The organism is Nonomuraea sp. NPDC001699 (genome assembly GCF_053596455.1).
In genome coordinates this window covers 624462-649657 of the sequence record NZ_JBSFGF010000003.1, presented here as the reverse complement: position 1 = coordinate 649657, position 25196 = coordinate 624462, and the positions used below count along the sequence as shown (strand labels likewise).

General features: G+C 68.7%; 17 protein-coding genes, 1 tRNA gene and 1 pseudogene. 13 read left to right on the top strand and 6 right to left on the bottom strand.

All coding sequences use genetic code 11. The features are described 5' to 3' along the window. The first annotated feature begins 1 nt into the window (after window position 1). The 8 genes from ACWCSU_RS13205 to ACWCSU_RS13170 all read left to right on the top strand — a co-directional run bounded on the left by ACWCSU_RS13205 (window position 2) and on the right by ACWCSU_RS13170 (window position 14900). Complete coding sequence (locus tag ACWCSU_RS13205) at window positions 2–2791, top strand: DUF6603 domain-containing protein (RefSeq protein WP_449935074.1); 2790 nt, start codon at window positions 2–4, stop codon at window positions 2789–2791. Further along, window positions 2788–5070, top strand: a complete 2283-nt coding sequence (locus tag ACWCSU_RS13200; RefSeq protein ID WP_449935073.1) for a hypothetical protein — start codon at window positions 2788–2790, stop codon at window positions 5068–5070. Before ACWCSU_RS13205 ends, ACWCSU_RS13200 begins: the two co-directional genes overlap by 4 nt. 13 nt (window positions 5071–5083) lie before the next feature. After that, complete coding sequence (locus tag ACWCSU_RS13195; protein WP_449935072.1) at window positions 5084–8857, top strand: hypothetical protein; 3774 nt, start codon at window positions 5084–5086, stop codon at window positions 8855–8857. Further along, window positions 8854–9978 (top strand): hypothetical protein, encoded by a 1125-nt coding sequence (locus ACWCSU_RS13190; protein ID WP_449935071.1) that lies wholly within the window; start codon window positions 8854–8856, stop codon window positions 9976–9978. The genes ACWCSU_RS13195 and ACWCSU_RS13190 overlap by 4 nt, the downstream gene beginning before the upstream one ends. A 16-nt stretch (window positions 9979–9994) precedes the next feature. After that, a complete protein-coding gene (locus ACWCSU_RS13185) occupies window positions 9995–11146 on the top strand; it encodes a hypothetical protein (RefSeq protein WP_449935069.1) in 1152 nt (383 codons plus the stop codon). Window positions 11147–11266: 120 nt separating this feature from the next. After that, window positions 11267–12391 (top strand): hypothetical protein, encoded by a 1125-nt coding sequence (locus tag ACWCSU_RS13180; RefSeq protein ID WP_449935068.1) that lies wholly within the window; start codon window positions 11267–11269, stop codon window positions 12389–12391. 215 nt (window positions 12392–12606) lie between these two features. Further along, window positions 12607–14295, top strand: a complete 1689-nt coding sequence (locus tag ACWCSU_RS13175) for a hypothetical protein (RefSeq protein WP_449935067.1) — start codon at window positions 12607–12609, stop codon at window positions 14293–14295. 131 nt (window positions 14296–14426) lie between these two features. Beyond that, the gene (locus ACWCSU_RS13170; protein ID WP_449935066.1) at window positions 14427–14900 is read left to right on the top strand and encodes a hypothetical protein; all 474 of its coding nucleotides are present in this window, start codon (window positions 14427–14429) and stop codon (window positions 14898–14900) included. Between the two features lie 860 nt (window positions 14901–15760). On the opposite strand, the gene ACWCSU_RS13165 is transcribed toward ACWCSU_RS13170, so the two are convergent. After that, window positions 15761–16627: a site-specific integrase gene (locus tag ACWCSU_RS13165; protein ID WP_449935065.1), complete on the bottom strand. Its 867-nt coding sequence runs from the start codon at window positions 16625–16627 to the stop codon at window positions 15761–15763. A gap of 1175 nt (window positions 16628–17802) precedes the next feature. Between ACWCSU_RS13165 and ACWCSU_RS13160 the strand changes: the two genes are divergently transcribed. Beyond that, entirely contained in the window at window positions 17803–19395 is a 1593-nt protein-coding gene (locus tag ACWCSU_RS13160; RefSeq protein ID WP_449935064.1) for a site-specific integrase, read from the top strand. A 288-nt stretch (window positions 19396–19683) separates the two neighbouring features. Here the strand turns inward: ACWCSU_RS13160 and ACWCSU_RS13155 are convergent. Continuing rightward, window positions 19684–19959: pseudogene (locus ACWCSU_RS13155) on the bottom strand (transposase); the annotation flags it as partial. A gap of 48 nt (window positions 19960–20007) precedes the next feature. On the opposite strand from ACWCSU_RS13155, the gene ACWCSU_RS13150 reads away from it, so the two are divergent. After that, window positions 20008–21402: an IS30 family transposase gene (locus ACWCSU_RS13150; RefSeq protein WP_449935062.1), complete on the top strand. Its 1395-nt coding sequence runs from the start codon at window positions 20008–20010 to the stop codon at window positions 21400–21402. Here the strand turns inward: ACWCSU_RS13150 and ACWCSU_RS13145 are convergent. From ACWCSU_RS13145 to ACWCSU_RS13135, 3 genes are all read right to left on the bottom strand, one after another. After that, window positions 21353–21970: an IS3 family transposase gene (locus ACWCSU_RS13145; protein WP_449935061.1), complete on the bottom strand. Its 618-nt coding sequence runs from the start codon at window positions 21968–21970 to the stop codon at window positions 21353–21355. The two genes, ACWCSU_RS13150 and ACWCSU_RS13145, sit on opposite strands and share 50 nt — an antisense overlap. After that, the gene (locus tag ACWCSU_RS13140; protein ID WP_185068271.1) at window positions 21970–22275 is read right to left on the bottom strand and encodes a transposase; all 306 of its coding nucleotides are present in this window, start codon (window positions 22273–22275) and stop codon (window positions 21970–21972) included. Before ACWCSU_RS13140 ends, ACWCSU_RS13145 begins: the two co-directional genes overlap by 1 nt. Before the next feature lie 278 nt (window positions 22276–22553). Then, window positions 22554–22627 (bottom strand) — tRNA-Ile (locus tag ACWCSU_RS13135). A 237-nt stretch (window positions 22628–22864) separates the two neighbouring features. On the opposite strand from ACWCSU_RS13135, the gene ACWCSU_RS13130 reads away from it, so the two are divergent. Further along, window positions 22865–23392 (top strand): histidine phosphatase family protein, encoded by a 528-nt coding sequence (locus tag ACWCSU_RS13130; RefSeq protein ID WP_449935060.1) that lies wholly within the window; start codon window positions 22865–22867, stop codon window positions 23390–23392. Window positions 23393–23675: 283 nt separating this feature from the next. On the opposite strand, the gene ACWCSU_RS13125 is transcribed toward ACWCSU_RS13130, so the two are convergent. Continuing rightward, window positions 23676–24608 carry a LysR family transcriptional regulator gene (locus ACWCSU_RS13125; RefSeq protein WP_449935059.1) on the bottom strand — a complete coding sequence of 311 codons (933 nt, stop codon included), beginning with the start codon at window positions 24606–24608 and terminating at the stop codon, window positions 23676–23678. Window positions 24609–24704: 96 nt separating this feature from the next. Here ACWCSU_RS13125 and ACWCSU_RS13120 point away from each other — a divergent pair, with 96 nt between their 5' ends. Together ACWCSU_RS13120 and ACWCSU_RS13115 are read left to right on the top strand one after the other, a co-directional pair. Continuing rightward, on the top strand, window positions 24705–24929 hold the full coding sequence (locus ACWCSU_RS13120) for a DUF6158 family protein (RefSeq protein ID WP_125631040.1): 225 nt from the start codon (window positions 24705–24707) through the stop codon (window positions 24927–24929). 17 nt (window positions 24930–24946) lie between these two features. After that, a complete protein-coding gene (locus ACWCSU_RS13115; RefSeq protein ID WP_397038750.1) occupies window positions 24947–25168 on the top strand; it encodes a hypothetical protein in 222 nt (73 codons plus the stop codon). Window positions 25169–25196: the final 28 nt, after the last annotated feature.

Genomic DNA, 25196 nt, shown 5'->3' with positions numbered 1-25196 from the left:
CGTGCCGAAGCCAGGGGAGGGACCGCTGCCTGAGGAGATCGTCCCGGCGCTGACCCAGGCGAGCCTGCTGATCCGGATCCCGTCGGGCAAGGGGCCGGTAGAGCTGGGGATGCGGCTGGGCGGGGAAGTGGCCGGGCGGGCGTGGACGGTGGGGCTGGCCAGCGCGGTCCCCAAAAGCGGCGGCAAGCGGGCCACGCTGGTGGTGGCGGGCGTGCAGGTGCAGGCGGGTCTGCATGAGATGCCGGTGTTCGGGCCGCGGATTCCGGAGAACTTGGCGAAGGTTCGGGCGCTGGGGCTGTGCGCGCACACCGGCAAGATCGCGGCCGGCGACGTTCAGGGGCTGCTGGCGCTGGTGCCCGGAGAGGCCGGGAGTTTTCCGGCTCCCACCGAGCAGGCGTTGACGGGCAAGGTCGCCGCCGGGGTCGAGGTGGAGCTGGGCGGCGCGGCCCGAGGGGTGTGGGCGTCGCTGGACGGCACGAAGGACAAGAAGAAGCGGTCGCGGGCGACGAAGGGCGGCAAGCGGACGCCGGCGCTGATGGCCGGCGACGGGCCGACGGGCGGTGCGGACGTCGCGGCCACGGGGTGGGTCGAGGTGAACACGGAGGTGGGGCCGCTTCGGCTGCGCCGGCTGGGGGTGGCGTTCGGCGGCAAGCGTCTGCGGCTGATGGCCGACGCGTCGGTGAAGCTGGGCGGCCTGGTGTTCGACGCGGTGGGCCTCGGGTTGGCGGTGGAGTTGCAGGGCTCCTACAAGGTCGAGGGGACGCTGGACGGGCTGGGCCTGGCCTGGCGGGCCGACCCGGTGACCATCGCCGGCGCCCTGGTCCGCATGGAGGACAAGTCAGGGCTGACGCGGCTGTACATCGGCGGGCTGGTGGTGATCAAGACACCGCAGATCACGTTCGCGGCGGCGGGGATGTACGCCGAGTTGCAGTCGGGGGCGACCTCGGTGTTCGTGATCGGAGAGGTGGCCGGGCTGCGCATCCCGGTAGGCCCGGTGGAGATCACCGGGGTCCTGGGCGGGTTCGGCTACAACTCCCACCTGGCGATCCCGGATGCTCCCGAACAGGTGGCGACGTTCCCGCTGGTCGCCGGGCTCGCCGATTCAGGGGTGATCTCGGTGGCCGACGGTCCGGCCAAGACGCTGGAGAAGCTGGGCACGTTGATCACCCCCGCGCAAGGGGAGATCTGGCTGGCGGCCGGGCTGGAGTTCACCGTTTTCGAGCTGGTCAAGGCCAACGTGGTCGTGGGGGTGGCGGTGGCCCCCGATGATCTGACGGTCGTGGTGCTGGGGGTGGCCCGCGCGCAGTTCCCGCTCAAGGGCACCGCCTACGTCAAGGCGACGCTCGGCTTGCGCGCGATCTACCGCAAATCGACCGGGGAGCTGTCGGTCAGAGGCGCTCTCGCGCCGAGCGAGTCGTACCTGATCGATCCGGGCTGCCGGCTGATGGGCGGGTTCGCGGTGGCCACCTGGGTGGAGCCGTCGCCGCACGCCGGCGACTTCGTGATCACGATGGGCGGCTACCTGCCCGGCTACGCCGTGCCGGAGCACTACCCCAAGGTGGATCCGATCGGCTTCGACTGGCAGGTGAACGACTCGCTCAGCATCAACGGCGGCTGCTACGCGGCGGTGACGCCCCGCATGCTGATGGTGGGCGGGCACCTGAAGGTGGCCTTCACCAGCGACCTGGTCGAAGCGTCGTTGGAAGCGCACGTGAACGCGCTGATCCAGTGGGATCCGTTCTACTTCCTGGTCGACATCGGGATCAGCGTCCGCGTGGTCGTGCATGTGGCCATCGTTCCCGATCTGAACCTGCACGTGTCGCTGACGGTGTGGGGGCCGCCCACGGGCGGCACGGCCACACTGGAGCTGCCGGTCGTTCCCGACATCACCATCCACTTCGGCGCTGACAAGCCGTCCAAGCCCAGCTACCTCGACTGGCCCGCTTTCCACGAACGGACTCTCGGCAACCAGAAGCTGCAGGTCGTGCCCGTCGACGGGATGCTGCGGGAGCAGAGCGCCACCGATGGCAAACCGCCTGACAAGGCGGCGGTGCCGAGGGTGAGCGCGCACGGGTTCGCCGTGATCGCCCGATCACCCGTCCCGTGTTCGGCGATCGGCACGAAAGCGCCGTCCGGCGCCAAGCCGCTGGCGCTGCAAGGGGCCGGCCCGATCTCGATCCGGCCGATGAACGTCTCCCAGGCGGCCTCCGACGCCACGCTGTCGATCTCCCACACGCCGTTGGGGACCACGACAACCTCATTGGTGGACGTCTCCGCCTGGCGGCTGGAACCGGTCCGTCAGAACGTCCCGGTCAGTGTGTGGGGCGAGCCGCTGAAGTCGGCCGATGAGCCGGTGCGGCCAGGGCAAGAGCTGCTTCCCGACCGGTTGATGGGCGCGACGCTCACCGTTCCCGCTCCCCGGGCGGGGGACGTGCTGGGCCCCATGCCCAAGAGCCGGCTGGAGCACGAGGGCGACAACGTGGGCGTGCTGCCGCTGGGCGAGGTGACCTCCGACCAGCAGGTGATCACCGTCGGAAAGGCCCGCCAGGAAGCGTGCCAGGGGCTGAAGACAACCGCCGCCCAACGGGTGGCGCTCTGCGACGAGCTGGCGCGTCTGGGACTGCGCCCGGGTGATCAGGCCACGCCGCCGGTGGACGCGCTCGGCGAGTACGGAAGCCGGGCGTGGTCGTACCTGGACGCCGACCCGCTGATGTCCGCGGGCCCGCCACAGTGGACGCCGCACGAGGAGCCGCCGACGATCGTCACCGCACGCCCGGAGGTGCTGGTATGACCACGCCCAAAGAGGCGCAGGTCAGCCTCGTCAGCAACTATGTGCCAGCGGTGGAGGGCGGTACCTACACGATCGCCTTCACCCAGTCGATCAATGACAGCAAGACGGGACATGTCGCCGATGTGCCCGCGGGCGAGTGCACGGTGCGGGTGGACGCGCCCAGATTCGCCCTGGACCCCGCGGAGATCGTCGCGGTGCATCCCCCGCCGGGCGCGTCCGGCGACTTCGCCACCACGCTGCCGCACCTCGTGGCGACCAGCCGGATGCTGCCCTGGGCCAGGGACCTGCACAACAAGCCGGACGTTCCGTGGCTGGCGCTGCTGCTGCTCGCCGACGCCGAAGTGGTCGCCGACCCCGCGAGCGGCGACGCGGTCAGCGCCCGTACCGCCGGCACGCTGGCCGCCGGCGCGCCCCGCCCCGACAAGACCGTGTTCCCCACGCTGAACATCGCCGACGACGAGCGCGCCGCGCCGTGCCGCACACTGGACGTCCGGCTGGACGCGCTCAAACAGGTGATGCCGTCTGTCGACGAGCTGCGCTGGCTCGCGTACGTGCGCGAGGTCACCGCGGGGGAGCAGACGGTCGGGCTCGAACCCGGCGCGCACAGCGTCCTGGTGGCCAACCGTTTCCCGCGGACCAAGTCCCGCTACACCGTCGCCCTTGTATCGCTGGAAGGGCTCACCGGCTACGCCTTCTGCGGCGGCAAGGACAAGGTGCCCGCCGGCACCGAGTTCGTACGGCTGGTGGTGCTGTGGTCGTGGACGCTGAACTCCGACCCCGGCGGCCCGGGGCACGACTTCGCCGGGTTGGCCCAGAACCTGGCCGCGCAGAAGGACGACCTGCTGCGGGTGTATCCGAGCCACGACAGCGGCGCCACCACCACCGCGTCGGCCAAGGCCCAGGTCGGCGGTCGCCTGCGGGACGGCTACGTACCGGTCCTCTACCGGCTGCCCAGCGGGGAGCAGACTCCGGCCTGGTACCGGGGGCCGTTCACCCCCCGGCCCGCCGCACCGCTGCCCGCCGGCGTCCAGCCGTTCGCCTCGGCCGACGCCGCCCTGATCTACCAGGCCGGGCAGGGCGTCTTCGACGTCAGCTACGCCTGCGCCTACACCCTGGGACAGCTGGTCGCGCTCGCCCACCCGCAGCTGCTGAAGACCCTCGGCGCGCAACGTGAGAAGGTGCTGTCCAGGTTGCGCGGCTGGCTCATGGACACCGGAGCCGACACCGCCCGGTCCGCGCACTGGCTGGTCACCCCGCCCCTGGAGAACGGCTCCACCGGACGCCAGAGGCTGGACAAGCTGCTCCAGCACGGCCTGGCGACCGGGATCACGGCCCGACTGAACTCCGGCGGCGGGCAGCACCACGACCTGGATGTTCCCCGTACCGCCGGGGACGGCATCGCCACCGGCGGCCGCCGCGGGCTCGCCGCCGTGGTCGCGCACATGAACGGCGGTGACGGCGGCGTGCGCGAGGGCGACGGCGATCCGGTGGCCGCGTTCGCGCGGGCGGTCGTGGAGCAGGCGACGGCCGGTCACGACCGGGAGCTGGTGCAGGTGTTCACCCGGCCCGACGGGTGGCTGGGGCAGGTGCCGTTCGGGCATCTGATCGCCCACCAGGAGATGCTGCCGCCCGAGAGCGTACGGTTCTTCTTCGTCGACCGGCAGTGGATCGAGGCGCTGGGCGCCGGTGCGCGTTCCGTCGGCGCGATCACCTCCCTGGACCACCAGCTGACCGGGGGAGCGAGCACGCCGTACATGGCGGGCTGCCTGGTGCGCTCGGCATTGATCCGCGACTGGCCGAAACTGAGCGTCGAGGTCAGCCGGCCCGCCACCCTTCCGAGCGCGGACTTCCATCTGCACGCCTCCCACCCTCTGCCGGACGTCCTGCAGCTGCTGTTCAGCCACATCCCGGATCAGATCATCCTGCGCGAGCCGCCGCACGGGGTGAGCGTCGGCATCGACACCCTCAAGGACGGCGGCGAGCTGGGCCTGCGCGCCCCGACCCCCTTCCGGACGAAGGACGGCGCCTTCTACGCCCAGGGGGACGGGATCGCCAACGCCCTGGTGTCCCTCGCCGGGTGCATGAAGGGACCGGGCAACGAGGTGCTGCGCGTCACCAGCGGCGGATCCGACTGCCTCACGGCCCGGGTGAGCGCCAAGCTCGCCGAGCAGAAGACCGAGGACGGCAAGCCGTTGCAGCACACCCTGACCCCCGCGTCGCTGGCCCTGCAACTGCTCAACGGCGCCGGTCAGCTCACCTTCATCCCGGCGAAGAAATGAAGGAGATCCGGCCATGACCGATGCGACTGTGGTGATCGTGCCGATCCGGGTCGACGCGTTGATGGTCAACTACGCGGTCGCCCAGGACCCCTTCTACCAGGCCCCGCTGGACTTCAAGGGCGACTTCACCGATCCCGAGCCTGTGCCGTTGATCCAGCCCGCCTTCAAGTTCGACAAGCAGGGGGGCATGCACCTGCACTGGCACCTGCCCCGCGCGCTGGGGCACGGCCGCATCGCGGCCGACACGGGCGGGCGCATCCGCTTCCCCAAGGTGCCCAACCGCTGGCTGGTCCTGCGCTACCACCACCCCCGCGACCGGGCCGTCACCGCCGATCCGGACGCCGCCGGCTGGCTGGTGCACAGCGACTACCTGTCCGACGACGACGAAGAGGCCACCTCCCCCGTCGGGCCGAAACTGTGGATGGGCCGCCACATCGACCTGGCCACCACCGCCTGGAAGGAGAGCGAGTCCACTCCGCCCGCCCAGCACGGATTCGACTGGCCGATGACCGCGCTCGGCCCCGGGCTGCCGAACTTCGCCGCCTTCCAGCCCTACTGCCGGGACGTCTTCTCCCTGCACGACCCCCTGGCCGCCACCGGCGTCAAGGGAGCCAAGCCGGCCTCGCTGGCCGCGGGACGGCTGAGCTACCTGGTGGTGGGCTGGCACGCCGGCAGCGAGCACGACGTGCTCCACCCCGCCGAGATCGACGCGGTGCTCGGCTTCTTCGGCACCCCGCAGGCCGAGCGGCACTCCGGCACCGCCCTTGAGGTGTTCGGCTGGCGGCTGGCCGGCGGCGACACAGGGACGCTGACGCGCTCGCTCTATGCCGGGACCGTGCTGGCCGTGGACTGGGACCCCGACACCAAACGCCCGGCGCCGGTGGCCCCGGGGTATCCGGTCGATCCAGGGGCGGTGAAGATCGCTGTCGGGCACGACGCCGCTGACGCGACCGCCGCGCTGCTCGAACAGAACATGCCCGCCAAGCTGGACAATCTCGACCAGAACCAGGGCTTCAATCCTGCCGCGGCCGCCGACCTGCTCCACGCCTTCCAGATCGGCCACCTGGACACGCTGGAGCGGGCCGCCACCGACGCGGGGGTCCGCGAGCTGCTGGACTCGCTCACGCACCGCCTGTGGTTCCAGCCCACCCCGGGCGGCATGCAGTGGCGGGCGCACGGGCCGGGCGACGGCCACCAGACCGAACCGGCGAAGGCCACCCGCGGCGCGCTCGCCACGCTCAACCAAGCCCAGAACACCTGCGACCAGGCCGCGCTGGCGGCCGTCGCGCAGCAGCGGACCGTCTACGAGCTGTGGTGGCTGTCACAGACCGGCAAGCAGCACCAGGTCGACAAGGAGCTGACCGCCGCCGCACAACAACTCGCCGACCTCGCCAAGCGGCTGAAGGACGCCCTGGCCGGCCGCGACAAGGCCAAGGACGAGGCGGTCAAGGTCCTGCCCAAGGACTGGTCACTCAAGAGCGTGCCGCGCCCGCCCTTCAACCGGGCAGCCGACCCCGTCATTCTGGTCCGCGGCGCCGGCACCGCCGGCGACACCAGCCGTGACGTGCCCTGCCGCACCCCCGACCAGCTGATCAGCTCCGTGACGGTGAAACTCGGCACCGAACAGCCGATCACGGCACCCGCCGAACCGCCCGTGCCCGCCCAGTGGGCCTCGGTGCTCGCCACCCTGCCCAAGGAACTGGCACCGCTGCCGGGCAGACTGGCCGCCGAACTCTACGTCCTGCACGCCGCCGCATGCCTGCTCACCAGCGGCGACACCCCGCTCGCCACCGACTCTCGCCTCGTGGTGAAGGCGCCGGGCGCGCTGCCTGCCCTCACAGGGCACTGGCGGCAGCCATGGACGCCGCTGATGGTGCAGTGGCTGGCCAAATGCTACCCACTGCCCTACCACATGCCCGACGGGAGCGCCGAGTCCTGCTGGACCTTCGACGGCTCCGGCCGCCACCTGCGCACCGACGACGCCATCCAGGAGGCGCTCAAGAAGATCGAGCCGTACGTCCTCAAGGGCCGATCGCTGCTCAGCGACGTGCCGGCCGCCACCCTGGCCCGCCAGGTCGACGCCTACCAGCGCACTCTGCCCGCCGACTCGGCCGCCTTCGCCAGCCTGCGCGGCGAGACCGCCAAGTGGGACCTGGCCTGTCAGACCGTCACCGGCCTGTCTGCCCTGCTGATCCGCCGCCGCCCCGGCGTCACCCTGGCCGAACCACCCGAGTCCCTGGGACTCCGGCGCCACGCCGCCGAAGTGCCCGACCCCACGCTGCCGTTCTTCCAGACCGTCCAGGCGGCGCACTTCGCCCTGGACCGCCTGGTGGTCATGGACACCTTCGGACGGGCCGCCGAGGTCGTCCGCGACACCGGCGACAAGCCGAACAACCTGTCCTACCAGCCTGTCCGCTCCCGTGACATGACCCCCACGTGCACCGTCACCGACAAATTCACCTACCGCTACGCGGAACTGCCGCCACGCCTGCCGCAACCGATCCGGCTCACCATGGCCCCGCTGTCCTGCACCGCCACCACCTCCGAGCCCGCGACCGCCATGGACCCGGCCACCCGCGACCGCGTCGTCGACACCCTCGCCGACCCCCTCCTGCGCGACGACACGCCGGTCTGCGGCTGGCTGATCATGCGCGGCAACCCCGCCGGGCAGCCACGCTGGCGACTGGGCGTGTACGGCCCGCACGGCGAACCGCTGGGCGAAATCCGCCGCATCGGCCCCGACCACGACCCGAAGAACACCGCGGAAGCCGATCGCCGCGCCGTCACCTGGCAGGCCCTGCCCGGCTCCACCCTCGCCACCCCGGCACGGCTGTGGGAGACGTCGTTCACCGGCGCCTTCCCGGGTCTGGCCGGCTTCCTGCACGCCCTGGTCGACGCCGACGCCGACGCCATCGCCGCGGGCACCACCAAGGCCACCGGCAAGGCGGGCGCCCTGGCCGATCTGGCCGCCGCCATCGACGCCGCGCTCCTGAACATCGGCGGCGCCAATCCCGCCACCGGCAACCGCGTCGGCGCCGCCCTGGCCGCGGGCCGCCCCCTGGCCCTGGTCCGCGCCCGCGTCACCCTCGAACTCGACGGCCCGCCCCGCATCGACCCCGCCCAGCCGGACAAGCCCGGCGACCCCGACCACCAGACGCGCCGCTGGCCGGTGCGGCTCGGGTTCGCCGCCGACCTGGCCGACGGCCTGATCGGCTACTACACCGCGCCGTCGAGCGGCTCGCACCCGGCCGGCGCCGCCGACTACAGCCGCCTGCACGCCGTGCACGTGCCCGCCACCACGTCCTCGTCGTACCTGGCCGCCATCGGCACCGGCGCCGGCCTCACCGTGGCCGCCCGCCCGGCCGGGCCGACCGTCGACGCGGACGCCGCCGCCTACGTCACCCTGCTGATGGACCCGTTCACCGCCGTGCACGCCCACACCGGCATCCACCCCGTGATCGACTTCCGCCTGCCCCCCGCCGCCGTCGCCGACGTCCTTGACCGCCTGGATCTGGCCGTCCCGCTCGGCCCGGCGCTCGCCCGGCTCATCCCGCCCGCTCCGCAACCGGCGGGCGCCGCGGCCGCGCTGCCCGTACTCGACCTGCCGTGCCCGGCCGCTCCGGGGCAGTGGGGCTGGGCCGAGCACGCCCGCCCGTCCGTCACCACCCCGGCCGGCCCGTGGATCCACCACGCGCTCACCACGACCGACAGCGATCCCCGCCTGGAGCTCGGGACGCCCGACGCCCACGCCGGCTACCTCACCTACCAGAGCGGAACCCACCAATGACAGCACCGGCCGGCCCCGCCACCGCCGCACCGCCGTCCCAGGCCTGCGCGATCGACGTCTACCCGCGCGGCCTGAGCGCCTCCGCCGCCGACGGCGCCGGGGAGCTCAAGGTCGTCATCACCGCCGCCCGCCACGACGTGCTGTGCCACGGCCTGACCCTGCTCCTGCCCGACGGCGACGATGGCCCGTCGCTGTTCGGTGACGCCGTCGCCACCTCCACCGCCGGCTGGACCGTCGAGCGGACCGGCTCGACCCTGCGCCTCACCCCGGCAGCAGGCCAGCTCTCCCTGGGGCCGGGCGACCGGCAGGAGATCGTCCTCACCGGCCTCACCTCACCGGCCACCACCCCCGGTATGCGGCCGCTGGTCACCACCGCCGAGCTGAGCGCACCGGCCCCCACCGGCCAGGCGCCTGAGAGCGCCCGGCCCGAACCGGTCACGATCACCCACCAGCTCTTCTTCGGCGGCGAGCAACTGATCGTCAACTTCCACCCGAGCTGCGGCAACGTCAAACGCCTCGACAACGTCACCCTGCACTGGGGCGGCCCCGCCGACGCCGTCTACACCCTGCAGACCGGCACGGCCGACCACGGCTCGCCGGCCCCCCAGGAACTCCAGCCGGTCTTCGACGGCCACGGCAACTGGAGCTGCGCCACCAAGGCGCTCTCCATCACCACCGTCTTCCAGCTCATCGCCAAGAAGGGCGGCGTCACCGACACCGCGCTCACCGTGGTCGTCGTCGTCGACGGCGACATCACCGCCGGCAACCTGAGCGCCAACGGCACGGTGAAGCTCCTGCAACCCCCCGTCAAATGCCTAGACATGTACGCCGAAACCCAGCCGCACACGGTCTCCTACAAGAAGGCGCCCACCGACGGCCTCCTGACGTTCGCCATCGGCGCCGGCAGCCAAACCGCTGAGATGCGCATCAAAATCACTCCCGCCGAAAGTGTCGCCAACCCCATCGTGGTCCTGCAGGCGGTGCCCGGCAGCAGGAACAGCACCGTCCTGCCCATCAGCAAGGGCGCCGTGGTCGCCGTCACCCTCTCCGGAGCCGGCGCCACCGGATACGCCACCTGGTTCGCCTTCGGCCAAGGCCGGCTCGAACAGCAGCAAGACTGACCACTGGAGCCCGGCCATGACCGACCCGCAGTCCGCCGCCACCGCCCATCTCTGCCTGGACTACGAGGTGTTCACCGACCCGTACCCGCTGACCCTGCACGACACCGGCACCATCACCCTGCGAGCCAGGAACCGGTCGGGGAAACCGCTCCACTGCACGCGCATCACGCTGAACGTGCCCATCGGCACCGCCGCGGGGCAGCTGACAGACCACCCCGAAGGGCTCGGCGTCAAAGACTACGACAGCGACGGTTGGAAGAGCTTCAGCGCGAAGAACCCCCCTGACAGCGGAACACCGCAGTCGATGGACATCGGCATCACCAGCGTCCACAGCAAGGGATACACCCGGATCGACGACGGCGAAGAGGTCGCGTTCACCCTCACCGACGTCAACGTCAACTCCACCAGCGGCCCGGCCGCACTCACCATCGCCGAACAGCTGACCGACACCCCCGGACGGACGGCGCCCGCCTCCCTGCCCAAGGGCCCCGCCGACTTCCAACTACGCGACCTGCACCCCGACGAAGTCGTCGTCGAGGCCGGGCGTCCCGTCGTCGTCAGCTGGTACACCAAGACGCCCGACACCGGCACCGCCACCTACTTCCTGCACCACGGGCTCGGCAACTCGGGCGAGAACGTCGCCGCCGACATGAGCAGGACGTACTGGCTCTGCCAGGACACCGCCTTCCGCCTGGTCGGCACCTACGAGCCCCCGCCACCCGGGGCGAAGATCGAGGTGGTGCTCACCACCCTGGTCAGTGTCGCCCATCCGTGGATCACCGCCCACGACCTGTCCGCCGGCCTCACCGTGGCGATGCAGGACATGCCTGGCAACGGCGGCGGCGGGATTCCCGGCTACAGCCGCGAGAAGACCTGCACCGGCCAGCAGAAGGTCCGGCTCGCCGCTCTCACCGACGGCTTCCTGCTCATCACCACCGACGGCTTCGGACAGACCACCGTCGCCGTCGCCGGCGACCTCACCGGCGCAGGCGGCACGCTCAACATTCTCCATGGCACCAGCACATGCGAGAACACCCTCACCTTGCCGGTCCCTGCTGCCCACACCGTGCACATTTCCGCCAACACCGACAAAGACGGCAAGGAATACCTTCTCGCCCTGCACTGGCACCCTCTCGGCAGGGGCGCGCTCAAACCATCAGACTCATGAACGCGGAGTGAGAAGCTGTTGATGTACTCATTGCGTAGCCGGCGGTTGAACGGAAAAAGCTGGAGGGAATAAGGAGAACGACCGGAGCTCGTCACAGTAGCACTTGGAAGGCGCATCTTGATGGCCAGTAGAATTCGCCTCCTCCGCTGGGAGGAAACATACGCCGACGATCAAAAAGACCGAAAAGGTCTGATCGAAGAGATGTGGATGGAACGAGAGCTCTCCTCCGGCAGTGATCCCAAGTTCAATACCCAAGCCGGGGACAAACGGGCAGACTACTCTCTCGACGGCAAGTTGCAACTGCAGGAGCTCACCAAAGTAAGTCTCGACCTGGAGACAGGTCTGACCTACCGGCGGCTCTCCGATCAAGGGATTTACGAGTTCAGCCTGGGCACGAGCGGAAACTCTCAGGCGCACAAGCTCGGCGGTGGTCCTTATGCCGGCTGCACATGGGCGAGCGATCCGACGGCCATTAACGGGCTACTCTACTGCGGCCATGCTGACGCCGGAAAAATCACCTATTTCGAAGCGCCGAAGAACGGGACCAGAAGCCAAGCGCAGACTGTCGACGTCGATGTGGCAAACGGATGGACCGCCGGCGTCGAAGACGTGCAGGTCTACTCCTCCGCTGGGGGCCGAAGCGCTTACGTGCTTTCCGGTGTCATGGGAGGTAAGCGTAAGTTCGGGCTTGTGGATCTGACCAAGTCCGGTTTGGGCGTTGAAGGTAACGACACCAGGTCCGACAAGGTGTACGGCACGGTGGACGTCTCCGCGGCGGTGGAACGGATCGTGATCAGCTCTGACGACCGGTTCGCGCTGGTGGCCGGCCCGACCTGCATTCAGCTCATCCGCCTGAAGGATAATACGGTCATAGACCTTACGCAAGGCAAATCCCTGTTGAGCTGGCCCGCCCTCGTTACCGCAGGTGGAACAACTTACTGCGTTTACGCCCTGACGGACATCGGAAAAGTCGCATTTGCGATGATCGATCTCAAAAAGCCGGAAGTGACGAACACGTCCCGCTCGCAGGCGGCTTGGGTGGGGGAGGAGCGGCCGCTTCAGCCGCTCTACTCCGAGCCTGGCGCGGGAAAGGTCTGGGGATTTCTCGCGATCCAGAACTCGGCGGTCGCGGCCTTCAAGGTCGGGGTACCGAAAGGTGACATCACCTGGGGCAGGCTCGGCTCGAGCACCGAAGAGAACAAGTCGACAGAAACACGCCAGACCTTCCTCGTCGCTTCGTGGTAGGCGCGACAATAGCCATTCCCTAGTCGTACGAAAAGGAAAATGATATGAGCGAGCCGTGGACAAAAATCGATCCGGGTACAACTGCGGCCTGCACGAAGTATTTGCATGACGGGGGCTACTATGCGTGCTCTGACGTCCACGGAGCAGAGTCTCACTGTGAGGCGATATATGATAATTTGGAGAAAAAGTGTAAAGGTAAGGATACCTTCTGGCCGGTGCAGAGTAGCGTATGTTGCCGACAGAAGAACGACATCTGGGAATGCGCGGAGATGAACGTCAATCATGCCGCGGCAGACTGTATGCACAAGCATGATTTTGACGACAAAGCCTGGATGTCGTATGACTGTAACTGCTGTTGTGCCTGCTTCGCTCGGGGGACGGTGGTGGCCACACCAGACGGTCATCGCGCCATCGAGACTCTGGCCGAGGGAGCATTGGTGCTGGCCGCGCACCCGTCCGGCGAGGCGCCGGGGGGGCTGGTCTGGGAGCCGACGAAAGTCACGTTCAGCAGCGGCACGAGTCAAGGCACCAACCACAGCATGGTCTATCTCGCCTTCCATGAGGGGGAGCAGCAGCCACGCGACCTGATCTGCTCAGCGGATCAGGTGCTGATGCTGGCCGACGGCAAGCTGACCCGGGCGTCCCGACTGCATCGCGGAGACCAACTGGTCACGCAGGACGGTGCCCCGGTGCAGATCCACACGATTGCGATCGGCGAGTACGACGGTGGCGTTCACCACATCGGCACAGCAGCCCTCAGCGACCTCACCGGCCAGCACCTGATCATCGCCGGCGGCGTAGTGGCAGGTGACTACTACCTTCAACTCAACTTCGACGCCTTGGACGACGCGTACAAGGTGGCCGACCACGCGCAGCGTTCCGACATCTGGAACTCCACGTACCAGGAGCAGCACGCAACCGGGGACGGCGCACAGACCAGAATGGTCTTCGGAGACCAACCGGCCGCAGTGAGCGGGCCCACCGGCCTGTTCACCGTGTACGGCACCGGTGATGAGCCCTACGGAGACCTGTCAGCCAGCCTGTTCACCTCGGAACAAGCAGCGGACGTAGCCAAGAACGGCCACCAAGTCCCGCTGGGCCACACGCCGTCGCGGGCCAGGGTCGAGCACATCTTCCGCAGGCTCACCGGTTTCTATCCCGACATCGAGTTCTACCTCGACTGGGCGCGCACGGAAATCAATACGTACGCGGTGCGCACGTTGGGGCGCAAGTTCGTGATCGTCACCGGAGGGCTCGCCCGGTTGCAGGAGCTCAGCTACAACGGCTGTTTCCTCGCCATCGCCCACGCGATCGGCCGGCTCCTCGAGACCAAACCACTCGGACGCGACGGCTTTTCCGGGACCGGCGCCGCCGACTGGAACGCGTTCGCGCTGGTCCGCTCCGATTTCTGGTTCCCGGGCACCGGGCCGAACTCCATGGAACTGTACCGGGAATACAAGACGCTGCTTGAGTTCATCGATACCGCTCACGCCGGCGGCGACCCCAACGACCCGGTCAACCACCCGTCCGTGGAATGCCGTCTCGAGTGCGTCTCAGCCGCCATTTTCGGCGGAGGCGTTTCAGCGTGCGCAGGCGGTAACCCACCGATTCCGGTCTCCCTGGAGGAAGCGAGGGCCACCAGCGCCACACGTATCGTGCTCACACTGAACGAAACGGTCAGCGCCGAGTCGGCCGCCATCACCGACAACTACGCGCTCACTCCTCACGCTCAGGTCACCAAGGCCGAGCTCGTCCCGCAGTCGCTGCCCTGCCAGATCATCTTGACCACCCAACTCGACGGGGCAAAGACCTACAGCATCACGATTCACGGTCTCAAGTCGTCCCTGTACGGTGCTGACGTCGACCCTGAGCACGACACCGCGCAGTTCACCAGCCCGGGCTAGAGACCGCTCACGGCTCATGGTGAGCAGTAAGCACGACAGGCGAATTTCCGACGACCATTGCAGGTGTCATGCCACACACATCATCATCCATCCCCAGCACGTCGACCCACTTGCTCGACCAGCGAGCCGAAATGGGACGGGTGCTCGGCCTGGACGAGGCCGTCCCGGAAGAGGTGTTGCGCGCCGCGCTCATTGACGAGAACTACGCGGCCAACCTGCTCACCTGCCGCCGGCACCCGGAGCTGCTCCAGCATTTGCTGAGCAACCCGCCGAAGCGGCAGGCCGAGATGCCCGTACACGATCTGGTGGCCCGAGCGGGCGGCGCACTGGTTCGCTGGGCGCGTACCGGATTCACGCACGTGGACGACGAGACCCTCCAGCGGCGGATGGCGGCCTGCGAGCGCTGTCCTGAGCTGCGGAACGCACCCCAGAGCCCCGGCCGCCGGGCCCTGTACACCATCGCCACCCTCGGGCTCGACGACAAATCGCTCTGCGGTAAATGCGGCTGCGCGGTCGTTCGCAAGGCCCGCCTGACCTCTGAGACCTGTCCCGCGCCTGACCCGAGCAATCCCGAGATGACCCGCTGGCAGGAGCCCATGCAGTAGGCGGCGGACTCTCGACCCGCCCCGGTCGGACGAATGACTGCCATCGCGCTGCGAACGCGGGCGCGGGGAGCAGGCCGCCGCACAGCAACGCGTCCGGGAGGCATTTCCCGGCATCCGGGGCAAAGCCGGCGGTGCTGTGGAGATGGGTGTGGTAGACGCGGCACAGACCCGAAGCGCTGCCTTGAACCCGGACCGCGCCGCGCAGGGCGACCAGAAGGGGGAAGCTGCCCGGCAGCCGGTCAGGGAGCCGGTCGGCATGGTCCAGGTGTGCGAGCCCGTCGTCCTGCCGGGCCACGCCAGCGGGCGTGGCCGGGGAAGGACCCGATCATCGCTACGGGTGGCCGGCCCGGCCCGCGCTCACCACCGGCGTGGTGGTGAGCTCGCCGATCAGACAGTGCCGCCCGCCGGCGTGAGCACCGTGCTCCCGGCAGGCGGGTCAGCCGGGCTTCCAGCGCCTGCGCCGTGGCCTTATCTGGCAGCGCCACTCTCAGGCCGAGTGGACCTTTGCGCTCTGGGCGATCGCAGCAGGCGACACCATCGAGGAACTCCTCCTCGAACTTGAGCAGTGTCTCGACCGGCTCCCGAACAGGCGGCGGCGTGCCCTACGCATCGCAGCTCTTCGCCTCGGCGAAGCCGGGCTGCTTGCAGAGCGATCAGTGACAGCCACCACCGCCAGCGGCTTGCTTGCGGAGATGCTGGCCGCCCGAGCCGGCCGCGCAGTCACACAGGGCAGTCCAGATTGGGTGGCTCCCGTAGCCGTTCAAGAGCGAGCACCACTCGCAAGTGTTGCCCGCACAGCGAAGTGGCTCAAAGTCGATCAGGCGGCACGATACCGATAGGCAGATCAGCGGCTGCCGGTCTCATAGTCCGATGCCGTGCAGAGGGTTGTCGTTCCACTTGTCGGCCTGGCGGATGTAGCCGGCGACGACGGGTGAGCCGTCGGCCCAGCGTCCGTGGCGGGTGATCGCGGACATGGGCGCGCCGGCCTTGGCGGCGGAGGTGGCGCCGCCCGCGCGCAGGCCGTGGGCGGTGTAGGCATCGGCGTGGTCGAGGTCGGCGGCTGTGGCGGCCCGTTTGACGATCAGGTTGATGGTCTGCGGGGTCAGCCGTTCACGGCGGCCGCGACCGGCAGTCGGATGGGCGGGGGAGGCGATGCGGCCGTGCCGGTCGATCGGGCGGAACAGCGGCCCGGTCGTCACGCCGGCGCCGGTCAGGTCGGCGAGCCATGCGCGGGTCACCCGGACGGGGCAGGTCTGCGGGTGCTGGCCGTGGGGGATGGCGACGCTCTCGCCTTGGGCGTCCTGGTCGGTCTTGCTGAACGGGACGTACAGCTCCAAGCCGTCGGCGGTGAAGGTGAGGTCGTCGATGTCGATGTCGGCGATCTCCGAGCGGCGGCCCATCAGGGCGAAGCCGAGCACCAGGACAGCGTGGTCGCGGCGGGCCGCGGGGGTGGCGGCAGGCAGGGCGTCGACCATCGCGCGCAGCCGGTCGACGGTGATCGGCGGGGACTTGCGGGGCCGGTGACCCTGCTGGGCGCGCTCGCGGCGGTAGGCGCGCAAGGCCAGCCGGGCCGCGGTGGTGGCGGGTTTGGCGAGCTGCATGGGAGCATCGCCCCCATGCAGCACCAGGTCACTGCTGCGGCCGTCCAGGGTGATCTGGCCCAGCGGCGCGCTATGGAACTCGCTGACGTAGGAAGGGGGCGTGGTCTCGGTGCCCAGTTGCAGCATCAGCCCGTGGTTGCGCGCCCGCGCCGTGGGCGGCCTCCATCATGGCCGGTCACTGCGGCCATGATGGCTGTAGGCGTCAATGCCAGCAGGTGAGGTGGTCCTCCGCACGCCGCCGGGGCGAGCTCGTTCCAGTGCGCCCGGTTTCCGGTCGCACTGGTGAGACCGCATATTCCCGCGGGTCTGGCTTGACCTGCCAGGCGAGCGGTATGCCGTTTCGCCCCGCTGTCCGGTTGTCCATGTGCCGGATGCGTGCCGACGAGCATGGACTCGGCCGTTTTCGCCTCTCCAAAGAGGGCGGAGATTCGAGAAAGTACAGGTCAAAATGGGGAGCGGTAGGGCGCCCGGGGCTCGGTCCCGGAACCTACGGATTAAGTCCGCAGTTCTGATTGTGCATGTCAAAGCGTGCCACCTTCTGTCCCACGCGTTCAGAAGGTGGCAGTGCGAATGCGTCGATACCGGGACATGCACGCATGAAGCGACCGCCGGTGATCCGTCCGTATATGCCGCGCGTCTAAAACCACGCGCTGCTGGTGATTGATCGAGCTGCTCGGCTCGGAATCCGATGCCGGTTTGACCAAGAGTTGGCCTCCTGCTCTGTCCTAACTCGGCCTTTCTGGCCGGTATTTAGATCAGTGACAGGGATGATTCGCTCGCCAGATCGGGGCGTCTGATGGTGACCGTACAGTCCAGCTACTTCGCCGACTCTTCATGCACCTTCCGCACCAGCTGAGGCTGCCACCGTGCGATCGGCGAGGGGCTCTCTGCGTGAGGTTGGCGTCCTCCGGCGAGGCATGCAATCCGATGCCCCCAGTCCTGGTCGCGACGTGCAACGGGGCATTGTGACCAGCGGATATTGCTTGACATGGGTGGTGAAGGTGGGCGTCGATATCGACCGCCCCGGGCCGGCCGGTGGCACCGCACGTCCCCCGCTATAGGCCCCTAACGGGTCTGTACGGGCCGACCGGGGCCGCCCTCCGTGCCGGGGCGCGGCAATCCTCCGTCCGGGCCGCCGACGGCGACCCGCGCGGTGATGGACACGGTACGCCGAGCGCTGCCAGGAGCGTCCAGCATCGGCCGTACCTCACGGGGCGTGGCGACGGGGGAGCGTCGCAGGAAGCGCGACGTCGAGCGGTCGGCGACGCGAAGTCAGCGAACAAGGAAGGCGCCACGCGACGATGAACGGAACCACCTTCAAGACGTGTTCCTGCCGGGACGAGGCTACGGGGAAGAGGCTGGGCAAGGCGTGCCCGAAGCTGCGCCGCCCTGGTGGTGGGGAGCGGTGGAGCAGCACCCACGGTACGTGGGCCTTTCAGCTGGAGTTGCCCGCGCACGCCGACGGACAGCGACGCAATCCGCTGCGCCGCCGGGGCTTTGCGACGCTGGAGGAGGTGGAGGCCGAACTGGAGCAGGCTCGGGCGCTGCTGGCGTTGGATGAGGACCCGCACGTGCAGCGGAAGATCGCTGAGCTGATGCTGGTCACGCTCAAGGACACCAAGGCGTTGCCGCCGGTGGAGGAGGTGCGGCGCAAGGTCCGCACCCGCCAGGACCTCAACCCCACCGTCACAGTCGCCGAATGGATGGACGAGTTCCTGCGCCGCAAGCGGAAGATCGACCCGACCACGCGCCGCTCGTACGAGGCGCACATCCGCCTGTACTTCACCCCCTACCTCGGAGACATCCGGCTGGACCGGCTGCGGGTGTCGGATGTGGCAGGCATGTTCGATGCGATTGAGGACTTCAACGACGTCATCACCACCGCCCGCGCCAGCGCCGACCCCGAGGAGCGGGCCAAGGTGCGGTATCGGCGACCGGTCGGCCCGGCCACTATGCACCGCATCCGCGCCACCTTGCGGCATGCGCTGAACATCGCGATCAAGCAGGATCGGCTGATCGACTTCAACCCGGCCGCGGTCGTCGAACTCGCTGACGCCGAACGCCCGAAGGCGCTGGTGTGGACCGACGAGCGGGTCGCCGCCTGGAACCGGGATCTGCAGGAGCGGCTCGATGTCGAGCAGCGGCGACGCGGCGCCCGGCTCAGCCGCGCCCACATGATCAACGTGTACGCGTCCGTGCCCCGTCCATCTCCTGTGATGGTGTGGACGCCCTCGCACACCTTCGCCTTCCTCGCCCAGGCGGCTACCCACCGGCTGTTCGCGCTGTACCGGTTGACCGCCCTGCGCGGGCTGCGCCGGGGCGAGGCGGTCGGGCTACGGTGGAAGGACGTCGACCTGGCCGCCGGGACGGCAGGGGTGCACTGGCAGATCACCCAGCTGGGGTGGGAGCCGGTGCAAGGCAGGCCGAAGACCGAGGCGAGCGACCGCACCATCGCCTTGGACGCCGACACAGTCACGGCGCTAGGCGCACATCGCAAACGGCAGGCGGCTGAGCGGCTGGCCGCGGGGGAGGCGTGGACGGACAGCGGGTTCGTCTTCACCGACGAGCTCGGTCGGCCACTGCATCCGCAGCAGGTCAGCGACCAGTTCTACCTGCTGGCCTTCCACGCGGGGTTGCCACCGGTGCGGCTGCATGACCTCCGCCACGGCGCCGCGTCGATCATGCTCGCTGCCGGAGTCGATCTGAAGGTCGTGCAGGAGACGCTCGGGCATGTGTCATCCACCTTCACCCGAGACACCTACACCAGCGTTTACCCAGAGGTGGCCCGCGCCGCCGCCGAATCCACCGCCGCCCTCATCAACACCGCAGCCGCAGGTGCCCAGAGCGCCCGGCTGATCACACTGCCGAACCACACGGGCGACACCACCACCTGAACCACCGGACGCAGCAGGCCCGCCGACTCTTCGGCGGGCCTGCTTTTCTATTCAGCGCCGTGCAGGATGCAGCCGATCAATCCCCTGGCCCACCCTGCAAGCGCACCGAGACGATCGCCTGAGAGAAGTCAGCGGATCTTTAATCTGCTGGTCGCAAGGGGCTGGTCGGTGAGACGGTGAGACGGGCCCACTTGGACAAGGCTTGACCGGCCATCGGGTCTGAATCGTCCCGGGTTCGGTGGAGACTTTGGTGTGCCCTGGGTTCGATGGAGTCGCGTTTCTGGATTGTCATGCCACGGTGGACGCGTTCTCGAACTGTATCGGGGTGAGCATGCCCAGACTGCTGTGCCGTCGTTGCCGGTTGTGCCAGATCTCCAGGTACTCGAAGATCGCGTTCGCGAGTTCGATCCGGGTGTTCCAGCGCTGACGGTCGAGGAGCTCGACCTGCATCCGCGACCAGAACGACTCCATCATGGCGTTGTCGAAGCAGTCCCCGACGCTGCCCATCGAGGGCAGCAAGCCGGAGTCCTTGGCGCGCTGGGTGAAGGCCCAGGAGCCGAACTGGGCGGATTCAACTGATCGTCGCAACACCTTGATTCTGAGGAGGATGTTGTGGCGCAAGGAAGGGCGCGTGCGGCGATTCAGGCTGGTCGGCCGCCGCTTCGGTCACCGGGGCGGCCTCCGGTAAACCGGCGCGAGGAGAAGCAGCGGTTCTGGCGCCTGATCGCCGAGGGGAGGTCGAGTGAGGAGGCCGCTGTCGCGTGCGGCGTGTCGATGCCGTTGGGGCCGCGGTGGTTTCGTGAGGGTGGCGGTATGCCGCCGATCAGCCTGGAGTCACTGTCGGGTCGCTACCTGTCCTTCGCCGAACGCGAGGAGATCGCCCTGCTGCGCGCCAAGGACCGCGGGGTGCGGGAGATCGCCCGCACTCTGGGACGTGCCCCGTCGACGATCTCGCGGGAACTGCGGCGCAACGCGGCGACTCGCGGCGGCCGCCTGGACTATCGGGCCTCGGTCGCGCAGTGGCACGCCGACCGGCAAGCGCGCCGGCCCAGGAGATGCAAGCTCGCCGACAACGATCGGCTGCGGCAGTACGTGCAGGACCGGCTGGCCGGCACGGTCCGCGCCCCGGACGGCAGCGAGATCGAAGGGCCGCAGGTCCGCTGGATCGGGCGACGGCATGGGCGCCGCCAGGACCGGCGCTGGGCGACGTCATGGAGTCCGGAGCAGATCGCGAATCGGCTGCCGGTCGACTTTCCTGAGGATGAAACGATGCGGATTTCGCACGAGGCCATCTACCAGGCCCTGTATGTCCAGGGCCGCGGCGCGTTGCGTCGCGAGCTGACGGCCTGCCTGCGCACAGGCCGGGCGCTGCGAGTGCCCCGGGCCCGGGCCCGTGGCCGGGGCAAGAAGTTCGTCACCGAAGAGGTACTGATCAGTGCGCGGCCCGCCGAGGTCACCGATCGGGCGGTGCCCGGGCACTGGGAAGGCGACCTGATCATCGGTCTGGACAGCTCCGCGATCGGCACGCTGGTCGAGCGCACTACCCGGTACACGATGCTGCTGCATCTACCCCGGATGGACGGCCACGGCGAGAGCGAGCGGGTCAAGAACGGCCCGGCACTCGCTGGGCACGGCGCCGAGGCCGTGCGCGACGCCATCGCGGCCACGATCGTCACGCTGCCTGAGCAGTTGCGCAGGTCGCTGACTTGGGACCAGGGCGCGGAGATGGCTCAGCACGCCCAACTACGTATCGACACCGGGCTGGAGATCTACTTCTGCGACCCGCACAGTCCCTGGCAACGCGGCACGAACGAAAACACCAACGGTCTGCTCCGGCAGTACTTTCCCAAGGGCACCGACCTGAGCAGGCACAGCCGAAACGATCTGGATGCCGTCGCCGCCACACTCAACAGCCGCCCCCGTAAAACACTCGGCTGGCGTACTCCCGCCGAGGCGTTCAACGAGCGTCTAGGCTTGCTGACAGGCAGTGTTGCAACGACTCCTTGAACCCGAGCTGGACGCCCTGGTCGGAGTGGATGATCGTGCCTGCGGGCGTACGGTTGTCGATGGCCATGCCTAAGGCACTGGTGACGAGGGTGGCGGTCTGGGTCGAGTCGATCGACCACCCGACCACCCGGCGGGAGTAGGCGTCCAGCACCACACAGCAATACACCTTGCCCTCTCTGGTGGGGTGTTCGGTGATGTCAGTGACCCACAGCTGGTTGGGACCGCTCCGGGCGAAAGCTCGGTCTACCAGGTCGACGGCGATCTGGTCGGGCCTGGCACGCCGCCACTTCGGCCGGCCGCTGAGGCCTTGCAGCCCTGCTCGCTGCATGAGTAACTCCACCGCTCCATGGCTGACCGGGACTTGGTGGCCCAGGCGTAGCTCGGCATACACCCGCCGGGCGCCGTAGGTACCTCGGGAACGCTGGTGGATCTGCTGGATCAGGTCGGTCAGCCAGACATGCCGGATGGTCCTCGGCGAGGGCGGCCGATCCCGCCAGGCGTAGTAGCCGGACACCGAGACGTGCAGCACGCGGCAGGCCACCTCGACGGGGATACCTTCGCCGGCCATCACCGCGATGGCCTCGAACCGCCTTTTGGGGGCACCACCTCTCGCACCAGTTCGATCGCCCGCCGCGTGGCCTGTAGTTCTGTCTCCAACTCGGCGATGCGACGCTTGGCGACTGCTAGCTCGTCCTTCTCACTGCTGGTCAAGCCGGGCTCCAGGCCGCGATCGATGCGGTCTTGCCGCCGCCAGGTATAGATCGTCTGACTGCTGATCTCCAGATCGTGCGCCAGGTCGGTGACCTTACGCCCCGCCTCGAGCAGATCCAGCACCTTGCGCCGGAACTCTGGCGGATAGCCCCGTCGTCCCATGCCACTTTCCTCTCATCAAGTGGCACTTGAATCCAGTAACCCACCTCCACTCAACCCGGGACACACCACACCACTGACCAGCGGTGCTGTCCAGACCTTCCCACTTAATCTTCGGATGGCCATCTCTGGGGTCTGAGCTGACGGTGGCGGTCTAAATGATCTACCGCGATACACGTTCCGCACACAAGAGCAACCATCGAGCAACCAGCCATGATCAACAACGCGATCCGAGGCCGTCGAGAACCGAGAAACCCCAGGTCGGACGCGTTTTTGGAGAGTAGGGCGGGTGGGACTTGAACCCACGACCCACGGATTATGAGTCCGATGCTCTGACCGGCTGAGCTACCGCCCCTGGATTCAGTTGTGGCGTGCGGTGTGCGGCGGGTGGATCTTGGTGAGGCTCGCGCATGTCAAGGCTAGAGCATCGGATCCGGGTGTCGCACGGCCGGACGGGGACGGTGTCCCGCGGACATCATTCCATGCCCGGCAAGGTTGGTGGAGTCGTGTCGATCATATTCGGGTCTCGGTTACGGGTCGTGTTTGCTGTGGGCGGAATGAGGGGGCTTGAGGGCGGAGGTACGGTGCCGTCATGGCGGTCAAAGTGGTGTACGAGACCCATTCCATCACTGTGGACAACGAGATCGGGGTTGCCACCGGGTGGCTTCCCGGGGAGTTGTCCGAGCGGGGGCGGGAGCTGGCCGCCGAGCTCGGGATGCGGAGGCGGGGAGTGGACGTCGTCTACTGCTCCGATCTGCGCAGGGCGGTCGAGACGGTGGAGGTGGCGTTCGGGGGTGGGAAGGAGGTCCGGCTCGACGCGCGGCTCCGGGAGTGCGACTACGGCAGTTACAACGGGCGGCCCGTGAGCGAGGTCGCGGCCCTGCGCAGGGGGCACATCGACGCGCCTTGGCCTGGTGGGCAGAGTTATCGGCAGGTCGTGGCGGAGACGGCCGCATTCCTGGGGGAGCTGCGGGAGGAGTGGCAGGGGGCCACGGTGCTGGTGGTGTCCCATTCGGCCAATCGGTGGGCGTTGCAGAACCTGCTGGAGGGGACTCCGCTGGAGGATCTGGTGGATGCGCCGTTCGCGTGGCAGGAGGGGTGGGAGTACCAGGTGGAGTAGTGCCTCGCCTGGAGGTGGGTCCCCGGGGGCCGGGGTGCGGGGGCCCGATCGGAGGTGGGCTCGTCGATGAGGTGGACGTGGGTGTCGGCGGGGTCGCCAGGGCGCCGGGGCTCTTCTGGGCGTACGTCGGCGGCGTTCGGTGGACATGGCTGATGCGCCGATCGCGTTCGCGATCAGCGCCGGTGGGTCGAGCTGGTTGTCTCCTTGCCGCCGGGGGTGTCGCCACGCCACGTTAACGGCGGGCCTGGGGGGCGAGGAGTACTACTTCACTCCTATCAGGGTGTTATGGAGCGGTGCCGTACGCCGGGTTGCGTACGAGCCAATCGGAGTAGACCGGACTGCGACGTACGGCCTCGGTGTGCGCCTGTTTGGCCTGGGCGACGACCCAGGTGGCGTCGGGGGCGGTGGGGTGGCGGCCGAGGAGCTGCCGCCAGCGCAGCGGCGCGCCGGAGAGCGGGACCATGACCAGCCCGGGCAGGGCCTGGTGGGTCGCCTGGCAGAGCACCACGGCGCGGCCCACCTGGGCGAGGTGGGTGCAGGTCGGCACGTCCGTCTCGTAGATCGTCTCGGGGGTGAAGCCGGCCCGTGCGCACGCCATGGCGAAGCAGTCGGCGAAGCAGCCGTCGCCGGGCGTGACCGCCCATTGTTCGCCGGCCAGGTCGGCCAGCTCCACCTCCTTCTCCTTGGCGAGCGGATGGTCCTCGCCGACGAGGCAGAAGACCGGGTCGAGGCTGATCGTCTCCCACAGGAGTGTTCCCGTGGGGGTGCCGGAGTCGCCGCAGGCGCCGGTCAGCACGTAGTCGAGGCGGCCGAGCTCGACCATGTTGATCAGCTCGTGCGTTGACCAGGACGTGAACGTGGTGACCGTGCGCTCCGCGGCCAGCCGGTCGACCAGGCCGCCGAGTATCGGGCCGTTGGTGGCGCCGATGCGGAAGCCGGGGGAGGGGGTGTGGGCGAATCGTACGGCTTCGTCCTGCAGTTCCTTTGCCGCGGGGAGCAGCACGCGCGCCCGCGCGAGAACCAGCTCGCCGAGTCGCGTGGGCCGGGCCCCGTGACGGTCACGTTCGAACAGGGCGCCGCCGAGCACCCTCTCGATACGTTTGAGCTGGGCGGTGAGGGCCGGCTGCGCCAGCCCGAGCAGGGACGCGGCCTTGCTCACACTTCCCGCGTCCGCTACCGCGCGGACGATCCTGAGGTGCCTGAGCTCGAGGTCCATAACGGGAAGGTAAGGCGACGAATCGCTCCCAAACAATGGCTATATGTCAGGAATTGTGACAGATATTGTCGGGGGTGTCTGGGGTAGGGGGAACCCATGACGACGATGGGAATAGATCCGGCCCAGCTCAGCGACGAGGATGTGGTACGCGAGCTGCGGCAACTCCATGCCACTCGTAGTGACACATTCTTCCATGGATCAGACGATGCTCTGGCACGTCACACTTCCCGTACCAATGAGCTAGAGGCAGAATACCTTCGCAGGTTCCCCGACCGCGAGGTCGATCCGGCCCGGCTGCGGGAGGGGGCGAGGCAACGTTGATGTCCGAGGGGCATGACGTGCAGGAACTGTCGGACGTCGACATCCACGTCTACGAGGCGGTGGCCTCGCAGGCGATCGAGTCCGACGGCGTGGCCGGCCTGGAGGCGGTGATCCGGGCGACCGGCCTGGAGGGGGACGAGGTGCGCGAAAGCCTGGCCACCCTCGCGGGCCAGGGGTACGTCGTCCCGCGTGGCGACGGGTACGGCCTCGGTCCCCACACCTTCGAGGTCGAGTACTGACGCTGAGGTCGGGCGCCGGGGCCGTGCC

Excerpts from the sequence above, each read along its gene's own strand:
- ACWCSU_RS13200 (WP_449935073.1), top strand. The coding sequence starts at position 2,788 with ATGACCACGCCCAAAGAGGCGCAGGTCAGCCTCGTCAGCAACTATGTG.
- ACWCSU_RS13195 (WP_449935072.1), top strand. The coding sequence starts at position 5,084 with ATGACCGATGCGACTGTGGTGATCGTGCCGATCCGGGTCGACGCGTTG.
- ACWCSU_RS13190 (WP_449935071.1), top strand. The coding sequence starts at position 8,854 with ATGACAGCACCGGCCGGCCCCGCCACCGCCGCACCGCCGTCCCAGGCC.
- ACWCSU_RS13185 (WP_449935069.1), top strand. The coding sequence starts at position 9,995 with ATGACCGACCCGCAGTCCGCCGCCACCGCCCATCTCTGCCTGGACTAC.
- ACWCSU_RS13180 (WP_449935068.1), top strand. The coding sequence starts at position 11,267 with ATGGCCAGTAGAATTCGCCTCCTCCGCTGGGAGGAAACATACGCCGAC.
- ACWCSU_RS13170 (WP_449935066.1), top strand. The coding sequence starts at position 14,427 with ATGGGACGGGTGCTCGGCCTGGACGAGGCCGTCCCGGAAGAGGTGTTG.
- ACWCSU_RS13165 (WP_449935065.1), bottom strand. The coding sequence starts at position 16,627 with ATGCTGCAACTGGGCACCGAGACCACGCCCCCTTCCTACGTCAGCGAG.
- ACWCSU_RS13160 (WP_449935064.1), top strand. The coding sequence starts at position 17,803 with ATGAACGGAACCACCTTCAAGACGTGTTCCTGCCGGGACGAGGCTACG.
- ACWCSU_RS13145 (WP_449935061.1), bottom strand. The coding sequence starts at position 21,970 with ATGGCCGGCGAAGGTATCCCCGTCGAGGTGGCCTGCCGCGTGCTGCAC.
- ACWCSU_RS13140 (WP_185068271.1), bottom strand. The coding sequence starts at position 22,275 with ATGGGACGACGGGGCTATCCGCCAGAGTTCCGGCGCAAGGTGCTGGAT.
- ACWCSU_RS13130 (WP_449935060.1), top strand. The coding sequence starts at position 22,865 with ATGGCGGTCAAAGTGGTGTACGAGACCCATTCCATCACTGTGGACAAC.
- ACWCSU_RS13125 (WP_449935059.1), bottom strand. The coding sequence starts at position 24,608 with ATGGACCTCGAGCTCAGGCACCTCAGGATCGTCCGCGCGGTAGCGGAC.
- ACWCSU_RS13120 (WP_125631040.1), top strand. The coding sequence starts at position 24,705 with ATGACGACGATGGGAATAGATCCGGCCCAGCTCAGCGACGAGGATGTG.